Origin of the sequence: Rhizobium mayense (assembly GCF_030272705.1) — a bacterium.
GTDB lineage: Bacteria > Pseudomonadota > Alphaproteobacteria > Rhizobiales > Rhizobiaceae > Rhizobium > Rhizobium mayense.
Genome location: NZ_JARFYM010000002.1, coordinates 458,733 through 472,065, shown reverse-complemented (window position 1 = coordinate 472,065; position 13,333 = coordinate 458,733). Strand labels below are relative to the sequence as shown.

Genomic DNA, 13,333 nt, shown 5'->3' with positions numbered 1-13,333 from the left:
CATTGTGAGGAGCGCCAATCAAATCAAAAGGACATTTCATCATGACGAATAGGGATAAAATACGCTGGGGTATTCTTGGCCCCGGCCGGATCGCCGCTGACTTCTTTGCAGGCGTCGCACAGTCCGAGACTGGTCGCGTCGAGGCAATCGGCACGCGCAATCCTGATAGGCCGGGTCTTGTCGAGACTTTCCCGGGGGCGCGTATCGTCCACGGCTATAATGCCCTGTTGGCGGATCCGGCGATCGATGCCGTCTATATCGCCACACCGCATCTGAGCCATGCCGAATGGGCGATCAAAGCGGCAGAGCACGGCAAGCACGTGCTCTGTGAAAAACCGATGGGCCTTTCGGCTGCGGAAGCCGAGGCGATGCAGGAGGCCGCGCGTCAGGCCGGCACATTTCTCGGCGAAGCCTATATGTACCGCCTGCATCCATTGACGTCGAAGCTGATCGAGCAGCTCGAGGCGAGGGCAATCGGTGACGTGCGCCTGATCAAATCCAGCTTCGGCTTCGCAAAGCTGCCGTATGATCCCAGGCACCGCTTGTTTTCGAACGATCTTGCCGGCGGCGGCATTCTCGATGTCGGCGGCTATCCCGTGTCGATGGCGCGTTTGATTGCCGGGATCGGCAGCGAAACGGGTGTGATCGAGCCCGATAAAGTCTTTGCCGTCGGCCATCTCGGTAAGACCGGGGTCGACGAATGGAGCGCGGCGGTGCTGTATTTCCCGAACGGCATCATCGCCGAGCTTTCCTGCTCGGTGTCGCTGGCACAGGACAATGTCCTTCGCATTTTCGGTACGGAGGGACGGATCGAGGTTGATCAATTCTGGTTTGCCGCCGGCAAGCAGGGCGGCACGGCGACGATCCGGCTCTTTGCGGCCGATGGCGCGGGGCAGGATATTCTCGTTGACGAACCGCGTCACATCTACAGTTTCGAGGTTGATGCCGCGGGAGCAGCGATCCGCGCGGGCCGCAAGGAATTCGCCTATCCCGGCATGACGCGGGCGGACACGCTCGGCAATCTGCGGGTGATGGACAAATGGCGCGCTGCCATCGGCCTCGAATACGCTCTGGAGACGCCTTCTGTCCGCACCCGGACGCTGCGCGGCGATGTACTTGCACGCCGGCAAGACCATGTGGCGCGCGGCAGGATCGCTGGTTTGCCGAAAGAGATGTCGAAGGCGGCGCTCGGCATGATGGAGTTTTCCACTTTTCCCGGTGCGGCGATCGTTCTCGACGCCTTCTTCGAGGCCGGCGGAAATCTGATCGATTCCGCCTTTCAATATGGCGGCGGGACGCAGGACCGGCTGATCGGCGAATGGATGCAAAGCCGTGGCGTCCGTGAGCAGGTGATGATCATAGAGAAAGGGGCGCATAGCCCGCTTTGTTATCCCGATGTCATCGGCAAGCAGCTAACCGTCAGTCTGGACCGGTTGAAGAGCGACTATGTCGACATCTATTTCATGCATCGCGACAACCCGGATATTCCGGTAGGCGAATTCGTCGACGCCATGGATGCCGAAGTCAGGGCAGGACGCATTCGCGGCCCGGTTGGCGGTTCCAACTGGACGCGCGAGCGCATGGATGAAGCGATTGCCTATGCCGAACGCACCGGCAAAACGAAGCCAAGCGTGCTTTCGAACAATTTCTCGCTCGCCGACATGGTTCAACCCGTTTGGGCCGGCTGTATCGCTTCATCAGACGCCGAATGGAAATCGTGGCTCGCGGACCGAAAAGTCACCAATTTCGCATGGTCGAGCCAGGCGCGCGGCTTCTTTACCGACCGCGCCGGCCGCGGCAGGTTCAGCGATCCGGAACTGGCCCGTGCATGGTATTCGGAGACGAATTTTGCGCGCAGAGATCGTGCTGAAGAATTGGGAAAACGGCTTGGAAAGGATCCGATCCAGGTCGCGCTGGCCTATGTGCTGCAGCAACCCTGGCCGGTCATTCCGCTGATCGGTCCCCGTTCGCTGGCCGAGCTCAATCACAGCCTCGGCGCCTTTGACATTCAGCTTTCTCACGAGGAGGTGCGCTGGTTGGAAAATGGTTAGAACAGCCCGTTTGCCGGCTGAAACATCTGCGAAAGATCGAGCGATTGGACCGAATTTGCGGTCCTTTCAATTGCGTTAGCAGTCGGCGGCGCAGAGTGCCAATATTTTCGCTCTTTCTCTCTTGAAAATGCGCTAAACCAGATCAATTCTAGTGAACGCTGGAGAGCCTCGGCACCCCCGGACTGATCGTCCGGTCCGGGCACGGGAGCATTGATCATCATCGCCTGCCAGGAGGAGAATATGACGTTCCGACCGCTTCATGATCGCATTCTCGTCCGTCGCGTCGAGTCTGAGGAAAAAACCAAGGGCGGCATTATTATTCCGGACACCGCCAAGGAAAAACCGCAGGAAGGTGAGGTCGTCGCCGTCGGCTCTGGAGCACGCAACGAGGCCGGCCAGATCGAGCCGCTTGATGTGAAGACCGGCAATCGCATCCTGTTCGATAAATGGTCCGGCACGGAGATCAAGATCAGTGGTGAAGATTTGCTGATCATGAACGAAAGCGACGTTCTGGGCATCATCGAGACCCAGGCCGCAGACAAGAGGGCCGCTTGAGCGGCCTTTTTTCAATTTTAAGTCAGACTTTACTGCCTATGGAGGAGTGAAAAATGGCTGCCAAAGAAGTCAAATTCCATACCGATGCCCGCGATCGCATGATTCAGGGGGTGGATATTCTCGCGAATGCGGTCAAGGTGACCTTGGGTCCCAAGGGCCGCAACGTTGTGATCGACAAGTCCTACGGTGCTCCACGCATCACCAAGGACGGCGTCACCGTCGCCAAGGAGATCGAACTTGAGGACAAGTTCGAAAACATGGGCGCCCAGATGTTGCGCGAAGTCGCCTCCAGGACTAGCGATATCGCCGGCGACGGCACCACGACTGCAACCGTTCTCGCCCAGGCCATCGTTCGCGAAGGCGCGAAGGCCGTCGCATCCGGCATGAACCCGATGGACCTGAAGCGCGGCATCGACCTTGCCGTCGAAGCGGTTGTCAAGGAATTGAAGACCAACGAAGGCGTCATCACGGTTGAAGAAGCCAAGACCGCCGAAACCGAACTCGAAGTCGTCGAAGGCATGCAGTTCGACCGTGGCTACCTCAGCCCCTATTTCGTGACCAACCCGGACAAGATGCGGGCGGAGCTGGAAGAGCCTTATATCCTGGTCCACGAGAAGAAGCTCTCAAACCTGCAGGCCATGCTGCCGGTTCTCGAAGCCGTCGTGCAGTCGAGCAAACCGCTCCTCATCATCGCTGAAGACGTTGAAGGCGAAGCTCTCGCAACGCTTGTCGTCAACAAGCTGCGCGGTGGTCTGAAGATTGCTGCCGTCAAGGCTCCGGGCTTCGGCGACCGCCGCAAGGCCATGCTGGAAGACATCGCCATCCTGACGGGCGGCACTGTCATCTCCGAGGACCTCGGTATCAAACTGGAAAACGTCACGCTCAACATGCTCGGCCGTTCCAAGAAGATCATGATCGAGAAGGAAACCACCACCATTATCGATGGTGCGGGGTCGAAGAACGACATCGAAGGCCGCGTCGCTCAGATCAAGGCTCAGATCGAAGAAACCTCTTCCGACTACGACCGCGAAAAGCTGCAGGAACGTCTTGCCAAGCTCGCCGGTGGCGTTGCCGTCATCCGCGTCGGCGGCTCGACCGAAGTCGAAGTCAAGGAAAAGAAGGATCGTGTCGACGATGCGTTGCATGCAACCCGTGCCGCGGTCGAAGAAGGCATCTTGCCGGGTGGCGGCGTGGCGCTCCTTCGGGCGGTCAAATCGCTCGAAGGGCTCAAGACCGAAAATGAGGACCAGCGCGTCGGCGTCGACATTGTCCGTCGTGCCATCGAAGCGCCCGTTCGTCAGATTGCCGAGAATTCGGGCGCCGAAGGCTCGGTGGTCGTCGGCAAACTGCGCGAAAAGGCCGATTTCTCGTTCGGCTGGAACGCCCAGACCAGCGAATATGGCGATCTCTACGCCATGGGTGTCATCGACCCCGCCAAGGTCGTGCGCACAGCGCTACAGGATGCCGCCTCCATCGCCGGGCTTCTGGTGACGACGGAAGCGATGATTGCCGAGAAGCCGAAGAAGGAGGCTGGTCCGGCCTTGCCTCCCGGCGCCGGCATGGACTTCTAAAGCTGCTCCTGATGGCTCGTCCGATTGGGCGGGCCATTGCCCGCGAGGACAGACGAGACGGTCGCATAACCATCGCGCCGTCCGGAAAGTCTATGATCTCAGCGGCTCGAGGTTGTTTGATGCAGCGACCGGAATGACAATGAAATCAGTTGTTTCCATTGTTCTTCCGCGCTTTGGCGCTGTCGTTGGTGGATGACGACATGGTTTTGCCGTCAGGCTGCTGACCAAAATAGGTTCCGCCAAGATGGCCGCCAGCGCTGGTATTTTTAACCTGCCGTTCGGCTCGCCTCTGGAGTTTTTGAACGTCGCTTTTGCTCATTTCTTGTCTCCATTGTTCAAGTCGTACACTTGAACAACTGGCACGGACAGGATGGGTTCCGCAGATTTTCGAGATTGAAATCTTCACGATGAGGTAAGCCCGGCGCCTCAAAGGTCTGCCGATGTTGGCACACGGTCGAAAAAGCGGGTACGAGGAAGGGCGGGAACCAGCCAGGCCGTCCCCTCCGCCGACTTCAATTTCGGCACTACGGCGACCTCATCCCTTTACGGGCCGGCGCCGAAAAAGGTCAGCCGGGTCAGCGCCGTGTAGTTCGATTCCGACACCATCAGAGCGACGAAGACAAGCACCAGAACTGGCGGAACCAGGATGGCATAAATCAACGCCAGCCGTTCCCAGGCCATGTGCATGAAAACGGCGACAATCAGCCCGGCCTTCAGGATCATGAACAGCAGGATCAGAAACCATCTGAGATAGCCGTGTATGCCGAGATAGTCGACGAGATAGGAAAAGGTGCTGAGGACGAAAAGCAGCCCCCAGACCACCATGTAAAGTTTTATCGGATGCTGCTGTCCGGAATGTGCCTGTACCTGCGCCATGATGCCATCCTCACCACAGATAGAAGAATGCAAAGATGAATACCCAGACCAGATCGACGAAGTGCCAGTATAGTCCCATGATCTCGACGATCTCGTAATTACCTTTGCGGCTGGTGAAGAACCCTCGCCTTTCCTGGTCGAAGTCTCCCCGCCACACCTTGCGTGCGATGATCAGAAGGAAAAGTACCCCGATCGAGACGTGGGTACCGTGAAAGCCGGTGATCATGAAGAAGGATGAACCGAACTGCGCCGCTCCCCATGGGTTTTCCCAGGGGCGGACTCCCTCCCTGATCAGCTTGGTCCATTCGAATGCCTGCATTCCGACGAATGTCGCGCCGAGAGCCGCCGTCGCCCACATGAGCGCAGCGGTTTTGCGGCGATCGCGGCGGTATCCAAAGTTGACGGCCATCGCCATGGTGCCGCTGCTGCTGATAAGGACGAACGTCATGATGGCGATCAGGATCAGCGGGATTTCCGTGCCTCCTATCGTCAGGGCGAAAACCTCGCTGGGATTGGGCCAGGGGACGGTGGTCGACATCCGCGCCGTCATGTAGGCCAGCAGAAAACAGCCAAAGATGAAGGTGTCGCTCAGGAGGAAGATCCACATCATCGCCTTGCCCCAGGAGACGTTCTTGAACGCCCGCTGGTCCGACGACAGGTCAGCCGCGACGCCGCGCAGTCCCGCGGGCCGCAGAAGTGGATCGTTTGCCGGTCTTTCTATGGATTCGGTCATCATCGAAGCTCCTCAAGTGACCAATTGACGGCAGAGATCGACAAAACTATTTGCCCAGCCCGCGAAGAGCGCAAAAAGGATCAGCCAGACAACGAGCATGAAATGCCAATAAATGGCGCAGAGATCCACGCTCAGGCTGACTTTCGCCGCGGCGTGGCTGGTCCGGGCGCGGATTGTCGTCCGTCCGAGTACAAAGAGCCCGCCCAGAATGTGCAGGCCATGCAGTCCGGTGATCATATAGAAGAAGCTGTTCGATGGATTGTCGGCAAGCACATAGCCTGCGGTAACCAATTGCCGCCACGCCAGAACCTGTCCAGCGAGGAAGAGAACAGCCAATAGGAACGCTGCTGCGAGAGCCGTGTTCAGCATCTCGCTGCGCTCACGGCGAGCTTCCATCTTCGCCCATTGCAGCGTGACGCTGCTGGCGGCAAGCGCGGCGGTGTTCACCCAAAGCAGTCGTGGGATCGGAATACTCCACCAGTCGGAGCCGCTGAGGCGGCTAAGATAGGCGCTGATGAGGAGCGTGAACAGGGAGCCGACGATGGCGAGAAAGATGCCGAGACCGACTTTCGCCGCTGTCGCCGGTGACCCCCGCATCTCCGGTGCATCGCCCGCTACGCCTGCTTCCAGCCAAGGCTTCGAGGTCAGTCGCTGCCCTGCCATCCACCAGATGATGATGCCGGCGATCCCCGCCAGGAAGATGAGAATAGCGCTCATGACGATGCCCCTGCGGACAATCCGGCCGAAGCCGGCTGGTTCTGCGGCAGGAAGTCCTGATTTGCTCCGGGAACACTGTAGTCATACGGCCAGCGGTAGACGATCGGAAGCTCCTTGCCCCAATTGCCGTGAACTGGTGGCGTTTGCGGTGTCTGCCATTCCAAAGTCGTCGCCCGCCATGGATTGCCGCCTGCCTGTCTGCCCCAGCGAAGGCTCCAGGCCAGATTGAACAGGAACAGAAGCTGAGCAGCTCCCACCACCAGCGCGGCCACGGTGATGAACATGTTCAGCGTATGCGCCGACGGCGGAATGAAAGCCGTTTCGCCAAGCTCGTAATAGCGGCGCGGCACGCCCATCAGGCCGAGGTAGTGCATCGGGAAGAAGATCGCGTAGGCGCCGAGAAAGGTGATCCAGAAGTGGATCTGGCCCATCGTGACGTTCAGCATGCGCCCCGTGACTTTCGGATACCAATGGTGGATTGCGCCGAAGATCACCAGAATCGGCGCGACCCCCATCACCATATGGAAATGGGCAACGACGAACATGGTGTCGGACAGCGGCACGTCGACGACGACATTGCCGAGAAAGAGGCCGGTCAGTCCGCCATTGATGAATGTGACGATGAATGCCAGGGCAAACAGCATCGGCAATGTCAGATGGATATCGCCACGCCAGAGCGTCAGCACCCAGTTGTAGACCTTGATGGCCGTCGGGATGGCGATGATCAATGTTGTGGTCGCGAAAAAGAACCCGAAGTTCGGATTCATGCCGCTGACATACATGTGATGCGCCCACACGACGAAGCTCAGCGCTGCGATGATGAGGATTGCCCAGACCATCATCCTGTAGCCGAAGATGTTCTTGCGCGCATGGGTGCTGATCAGATCCGAGACGATGCCGAAGGCGGGAAGGGCAACGATATAGACCTCCGGATGTCCGAAGAACCAGAACAGGTGCTGGAACAGGATGGGGCTGCCGCCGCCTTGCTGCAACTGCTGGCCCATCTCGACGATGGCGGGCATGAAGAAGCTCGTCCCGAGCAGCCGGTCGAACAGCATCATGACGGCGGCAACGAAGAGGGCCGGGAAGGCAAGCAGCGCCATGACGGTTGCGGTGAATATACCCCATACCGTCAGGGGCATTCGCATCAGGGTCATGCCGCGGGTGCGTCCCTGCAGCACGGTGACGACATAGTTCAGCCCGCCCATCGTGAAGCCGATGATGAACAGGATCAACGATGACAGCATCAGGATGATGCCCCAGTCACGCCCTCCGGGCGTTCCCGATAGAAGCGCCTGTGGCGGATACAGCGTCCAGCCGGCACCGGTTGGCCCGCCGGGCGCGAAGAAACCGACGACCAACACGATGACCGCGAGCAGATAGAGCCAGTAGCTCAACATGTTCGCGTAGGGGAACACCATGTCGCGGGCGCCGAGCATCAAGGGGATCAAATAGTTGCCGAAGCCGCCGAGGAACAGCGCCGTCAGCAGATAGATCACCATGATCATGCCGTGCATGGTGATGAACTGATAATAGTGCTCCGCATCGATAAAGGAGAAGTAACCCGGAAACCCGAGCTGCAGGCGCATCATCCAGGACAGCACCAGCGCCACCATGCCGATCGAGATCGCGGTCAGCGAATACTGGATAGCGATGATCTTGGCGTCCTGACTGAAAACATATTTCGTCCACCAGCTTTTCGGGTGATAAAGCTCCACATCCTCGACTTCAGCGGGCCTGATGACCTGCTCAGCGCCGGATCCGATGTCGACCATATTCCATCCTCCTTGTTCCTTCCGACCGGCCTTCCTCCTCAGATGCGCATGGCGCTTATTTTTGCGCCGACGCCGTCGATTTCGCGAAAGTCGGCTGTTGCTGCAGCCAGGCTTGATAGTCGGTGTCGTTATCGACGACGACCGTGCCGCGCATCTGCGGATGACCAACGCCGCACAACTCCGCGCAGAGAACCTCGAAGGTTCCCGTTCGCGTCGGCGTGAACCAATAATAGGTGACCGTGCCGGGGATCATGTCCATCTTGGCCCGGAATTCCGGTACGTAGAAATCGTGAACGACGTCGATCGAGCGCAGGAGCACCTTCACCGGCTTGCCGACGGGTATATGCAGTTCACCGCCTTCGACGATGACGTCGTCCATTCCGGCGGGATCATTCTTGTTCAAGCCGAGCGGGTTGTCCGGGGTAACATCGCGCGTGTCCGCCCGGCCGAGCTTTCCGTCGGCTCCCGGCAACCGGAAACTCCATTGCCATTGCTGGCTGACGACTTCGACCTCGCTGGCATCGGCAGGGACGGTGACGAACTGTTTCCAGACGAACAGGCCCGGTGCGAGCATTGCCGCCACGCCAATTGCCGTTCCGCCGGCGAGCCACCATTCCAGCCGCTTGTTTTCGGGCTGGTATGCCGCCTGGTTTCCCGCGCGGTGTCTGAAGCGGAGGACGCAATAGGCTATGAACAACACGACCGCCGTGAAAACAATGCCGGTGATCCAGAACGTGATGACAATCGTGTTGTCGATGTAGCTCCAGTTCGATGCGATCGGCGTCCACCACCATGGGCTAAGCAGATGGAACGCGATCGATCCCACCACCAGCAGAACGAGAATCAGTACGACAGCCATCTCTCCTCCCCGACCCAGCCGCGAACATTTCCACAATCCCATCGCGAAACGTTTTAGTATTATCTCATGAACAAATCGGACGGGCAATTGCAGCAATCGCAGCGGACCATATTGACGCCACGGGAACGGATCGGCGGCGTCTGATCGCTGAGCCGAACCCCGCCGATCCGACCGGCGACGCGGGAAACAGCTCGCTTACATCAGGCATTTCATTGTTTGGAGTATTGCTTCAGATAGGCGATCAAATTGGTAATCTCGGTGTCGTCCTTCAGGCCGACGAAGGTCATTTTCGTGCCTTTCACCTTCGCCTTAGGGTCGTGCAAATAGTCGCGAAGCGTCGCCTCGTCCCATACGAGGCCACCCTTGCCTGCCTGCTGCATCGCCGGCGAATAGGCGAAATTCGGGTGCGTCCCCGCCGTCCTGCCGAACAGACCATTCAGCGAGGGACCGACCTTGTTTTGGTCCGTTTCGGCAATATGGCAGATAGCGCATTTCTTAAAAACGGTGGCCCCTGCGGTGGCGTCGCCTGGCTGCTGCGCGAGCGCGTCAAGCGGGGAAGCAATGGCAAAAATCAGGCAGATCGGAAGAAAACGGTACGACATGACAATCCTCATTCTCTTCATCGCTATCCTAACCAACACGACCGTCATCTGGCAGGTCGCAACGGCTCGGAGGATGATCCGGGGGAAATTTCCTTTACGAATTCAAGGCGTGCGGTTCGGGTAGGCGGGAGCAATCAATTTTCGATATAGGTGCCAGGTCGAATGCCCGAGGATAGGCATGACGACCGCAAGGCCGGCAAAGATCGGGATCGTGCCGACGACGAGCAGCGCCGCGACGATCAATCCCCAAAGGGCAATCGGCCCTGGATTGGTGAGCGTGGCGCGTATGCTTGTGTCCACGGCCGCGACGGCGCCGATATCCCGGTCTAGAAGCAGCGGAAACGTCACCACCGTCGTCGCCAATACAATGACCGCGAAAACGAAACCGGCCAGGTTCCCCCAAAGCATAAGGGAGAGGCCGCGCGGCGTCGTCAGCACGTCTGACAGGAAGGCGGAGATCGAGGTCAGGCCGGCCCCGTCGAAGGTCACCGTGTAGATGCGCTGCGCTACGATCAGCCAGGCGACAAAAAGCACCAACAGCATGAGACCGACCGCAACGATCGACGGCAGCGCCGGCGAGTGACGAACGTCCAAGGCGTGATGCCAGGAGCTGTCAAGCCCCTGCTCGCGGCGCCGACTGATCTCGTAGAGGCCGATGGCTGCGATCGGACCAATCAGCGCAAAGCCTGACATCAGGGGATAAAGCAGCGGCAGCAGATCGGCGCCGGAACTCCAGACGACCAGAAAGACGCCGGCTATCGGATACATAAGACAGAGAAAAGCGTAATGGGATGGTTTCTCTCTGAAGTCTTCCAGTCCCAACTTCAGCGCATCGACAAGATCTGCGACGCCTATCTTGCGGACTTCCGGACGCGCAAACTCGCGGCTCGCACCGGCCATGACATGGAATGCCGCCATAGCAACTCTCCTCCTCCACCTTGGTCCGGCTGGTGGGTAAAGGCGTCCGGCAATTTTTTACCGACACGTCAAGCCGCAACCGGTGGTCATTAGATCTATCAAATCTTATGGCCTTTGTCGCCTGTTCCTTAAATTAGGTGTTCGTCATTTTTGCACTGGGACGCTCATGATCCGGGACGCCGTTACGGCGTCCAACGACCGATGTGTGCGGCTATGTAGCGCCATAGCCGATCAGCGGCCGGCCCATGTGGCCTGTCCCTCCGTCGCGCGGCCACCAGATCGACGCGGCCACCCTTGAAGTCAACGTTGGTAAAGTCGATGAGGAGACCTTGGCGTATTTCCTCCTCGACCAGGAAACGCGGCATGTGTCCCCAGCCCATCGCATTCAGGATCACCTGTTTCTTCATGAGCTGATCGCTCACGGTCAGATATCTTGCACCCCTAAGGACGTAATAGTCTTTGGGCGGCGAATGGCGGGCCGTATCGCGGATGATGCATTGCACGAGATCCTGAAGATGAGTCGGCGTGATCTGTTCGGGCAAAAGCGCCGGGAATACTACCGCTGCGATAACGGGAACAAGGTCGACGGAGGAGAGGTCGATGTAGTCGAACAGGGGGTCGCTCTTGTCTATGTGATGAAAGATCAAATCGGCCTCGTCGTCCGCGAGCCGTTCCCAAGGTCCTGAGATCGCTTCGAAATAGAGATCGAGACGGGTGGCGGGATTGTCTGTAGAAAAATTTCGTAGGCATTGCAGCGTCGGCTCAAGTGGGCAGAGATCGCCGATAACCACCCGTAGTGCCGTTTCCTCACCCATCGCAAGCTGCTTTCCGAAAGTGCCGAGTCCATCGGCCTGCCGCAATAGATTTTGCGCCCTGGCGTGAAAAGCACGACCTCTTTCAGTCAGGACGACACGATAGCCGCTGCGGTCGAGAAGCGGAAAGCCGAGTTGCACCTCCAGATTTCTGACGGCGGCGACCACGGTTGGATGGGTGCGCAGCAGCCGATCGGCGGCTGCCTGAAAACTGCCCTCTGTCGCAACCGCATCGAAACACTTCAACTGCTGCAGCGTAATGCCATTCATTGTAGATTTTCTCTAATGGGATCACTCGAATTTTGAACAATATATCTACGAAACTCCGCGGTAGAAAGGCTTTGTCCAAACCAAGGAGAAAGCCATGAAAACCATTAGATTCAAGGGCTATGGGGGCCCGGATGTCCTCGATATCGTCCATCAACCGGATCCGGAGCCAGCGGAGGGAACCATCGTCATCGCCGTGCGTGCATTTGGTCTCAATCGGGCCGAAACCTATATGCGTAGCGGCAGGTGGGGTGAGGTCGCAAAAATCACTGGCATCGAATGCGTTGGAGAGATCCTGAACGATCCGAGCGGTCGATATGAAATCGGGACCAAAGTTACTGCACTAATGGGCGGTATGGGACGCAGCATCAATGGCAGCTATGCCGAGCAGACACGCGTTCCCATGGCAAATGTCGTGCCTATCAGTTCGAGACTGTCGTGGGCAGACCTCGCCGCTATTCCCGAATCCTATGCGACAGCATGGACATGCCTGCATCGCAATCTCGGGATCGCCGAGGGACAAACACTTCTGATCAGAGGTGCAACCTCTGCACTCGGCCAGGCCGCGATCAACATTGCCGTCGCCGCGGGCGCGATCGTTATTGCAACGACGCGTCGGCCGGAACGACTTTCGCGTCTTCGCGATCTTGGCGCACACGAAGCCGTCTTGGACGAGCCGTCGCTCAGCGAGACCATACGCGGGCGTTATTCTTCAGGCCTCGACGCTGTTCTCGATATCGTCGGTACGTCAACCCTGCTGGATTCGCTGAAGATGGCGCGACGAGGCGGTCATCTCTGTATGGCAGGCTTTCTTGGCGGCGGCAGCGGCATCGCTGTGTTCGACCCGCTGTCGCATATGCCGAGCGGCGTTCAGCTCAGTTTCTTTGCCAGCTTCATGTTCGGCACGCCAGGCTTCGAACTTGATGATGTTCCCTTGCAAGCCATCGTCGAACGGGTGGAGGCCGGCATCTACAACGCAAAGCCGGCTCGGACTTTTGGCTTTCATGACATTCGCGAAGCGCATCGTCTCATGGAGAGTGACGGTGCGATGGGAAAGCTTGTCGTCGTTGTCTGATTGTCTAACCCGTCGCACTTCGGCGCAGCAATCCTTTCTTCCAATCCACGACTGGCTGGATCACGGGCGCAGATCGGTGGTGGAGCGGCAGACCCAGATGGGGCAATTGCGTTTGTCCCTCGAGGGCACATAGCTCTGTTCAGGGAAGCCATTGCCCAGGCAAACATTGGAGTCGGCGACGGCGCGCTCATAGAGCAGAGGAGCGGAACCCCGGGCTGACGGATATTGCAGGATAACCGCGCGGTTCGCCCGAACGAAGGATTGGATATCGGCGCACGACCTCGAGGCGGTTTGCAGCCGCTCAATTGCGGATGCCGGAGAGGTTGCGAAGACCGCGAGCGCGGCAAGCACGGTGATTTGAGCTTTCATCTGTGTTCTCCCAATGTGACAGGCGAACTTTCCCACCGATCCGATCGACCGGCACCCCGTTCCTTGCTTTCAAACCAAACCATCTCCTTTTCTGCCGCATCTGTCACCATGGAAGGCGAAATTCCTGACCGCGGTGATCGCGTTCCGGTGGTT

14 protein-coding genes are annotated in these 13,333 nt (G+C 58.4%); 4 read left to right on the top strand and 10 right to left on the bottom strand.

The genetic code is table 11. The features are described from left to right. Positions 1–41 precede the first annotated feature (41 nt). The 3 genes from PY649_RS04885 to groL all read left to right on the top strand — a co-directional run bounded on the left by PY649_RS04885 (position 42) and on the right by groL (position 4,177). Positions 42–2,051, top strand: coding sequence for an aldo/keto reductase (locus PY649_RS04885; RefSeq protein WP_285867060.1), 2,010 nt, complete (start codon positions 42–44; stop codon positions 2,049–2,051). Between the two features lie 240 nt (positions 2,052–2,291). After that, positions 2,292–2,606 carry a co-chaperone GroES gene (gene groES, locus PY649_RS04880; protein ID WP_285867059.1) on the top strand — a complete coding sequence of 105 codons (315 nt, stop codon included), beginning with the start codon at positions 2,292–2,294 and terminating at the stop codon, positions 2,604–2,606. Positions 2,607–2,659: 53 nt separating this feature from the next. Then, entirely contained in the window at positions 2,660–4,177 is a 1,518-nt protein-coding gene (gene groL / locus PY649_RS04875; RefSeq protein WP_285867057.1) for a chaperonin GroEL, read from the top strand. A 145-nt stretch (positions 4,178–4,322) separates the two neighbouring features. On the opposite strand, the gene PY649_RS04870 is transcribed toward groL, so the two are convergent. From PY649_RS04870 to PY649_RS04830, 9 genes are all read right to left on the bottom strand, one after another. Next, a complete protein-coding gene (locus tag PY649_RS04870) occupies positions 4,323–4,496 on the bottom strand; it encodes a hypothetical protein (RefSeq protein ID WP_285867055.1) in 174 nt (57 codons plus the stop codon). Between the two features lie 224 nt (positions 4,497–4,720). After that, positions 4,721–5,053, bottom strand: a complete 333-nt coding sequence (locus PY649_RS04865) for a cytochrome C oxidase subunit IV family protein (protein WP_285867053.1) — start codon at positions 5,051–5,053, stop codon at positions 4,721–4,723. Between the two features lie 10 nt (positions 5,054–5,063). Next, positions 5,064–5,786, bottom strand: coding sequence for a heme-copper oxidase subunit III family protein (locus PY649_RS04860; RefSeq protein ID WP_285867051.1), 723 nt, complete (start codon positions 5,784–5,786; stop codon positions 5,064–5,066). Positions 5,787–5,798: 12 nt separating this feature from the next. Beyond that, positions 5,799–6,503, bottom strand: a complete 705-nt coding sequence (locus PY649_RS04855; protein ID WP_285867050.1) for a cytochrome c oxidase subunit 3 — start codon at positions 6,501–6,503, stop codon at positions 5,799–5,801. After that, positions 6,500–8,278, bottom strand: a complete 1,779-nt coding sequence (locus tag PY649_RS04850) for a cbb3-type cytochrome c oxidase subunit I (RefSeq protein ID WP_285867048.1) — start codon at positions 8,276–8,278, stop codon at positions 6,500–6,502. The genes PY649_RS04855 and PY649_RS04850 overlap by 4 nt, the downstream gene beginning before the upstream one ends. Before the next feature lie 55 nt (positions 8,279–8,333). Then, on the bottom strand, positions 8,334–9,137 hold the full coding sequence (locus PY649_RS04845) for a cytochrome c oxidase subunit II (RefSeq protein ID WP_285867046.1): 804 nt from the start codon (positions 9,135–9,137) through the stop codon (positions 8,334–8,336). 209 nt (positions 9,138–9,346) lie between these two features. Then, positions 9,347–9,739, bottom strand: a complete 393-nt coding sequence (locus tag PY649_RS04840) for a c-type cytochrome (RefSeq protein ID WP_285867194.1) — start codon at positions 9,737–9,739, stop codon at positions 9,347–9,349. 102 nt (positions 9,740–9,841) lie between these two features. Continuing rightward, positions 9,842–10,657 carry a DUF2189 domain-containing protein gene (locus PY649_RS04835; protein ID WP_285867045.1) on the bottom strand — a complete coding sequence of 272 codons (816 nt, stop codon included), beginning with the start codon at positions 10,655–10,657 and terminating at the stop codon, positions 9,842–9,844. Between the two features lie 182 nt (positions 10,658–10,839). Next, the gene (locus tag PY649_RS04830; protein WP_285867043.1) at positions 10,840–11,739 is read right to left on the bottom strand and encodes a LysR family transcriptional regulator; all 900 of its coding nucleotides are present in this window, start codon (positions 11,737–11,739) and stop codon (positions 10,840–10,842) included. 94 nt (positions 11,740–11,833) lie between these two features. Between PY649_RS04830 and PY649_RS04825 the strand changes: the two genes are divergently transcribed. After that, positions 11,834–12,811 carry a zinc-binding dehydrogenase gene (locus PY649_RS04825; RefSeq protein WP_285867042.1) on the top strand — a complete coding sequence of 326 codons (978 nt, stop codon included), beginning with the start codon at positions 11,834–11,836 and terminating at the stop codon, positions 12,809–12,811. Between the two features lie 60 nt (positions 12,812–12,871). Here PY649_RS04825 and PY649_RS04820 read toward each other — a convergent pair whose 3' ends face one another. Beyond that, the gene (locus PY649_RS04820) at positions 12,872–13,180 is read right to left on the bottom strand and encodes a hypothetical protein (RefSeq protein WP_285867040.1); all 309 of its coding nucleotides are present in this window, start codon (positions 13,178–13,180) and stop codon (positions 12,872–12,874) included. Positions 13,181–13,333 lie beyond the last annotated feature (153 nt).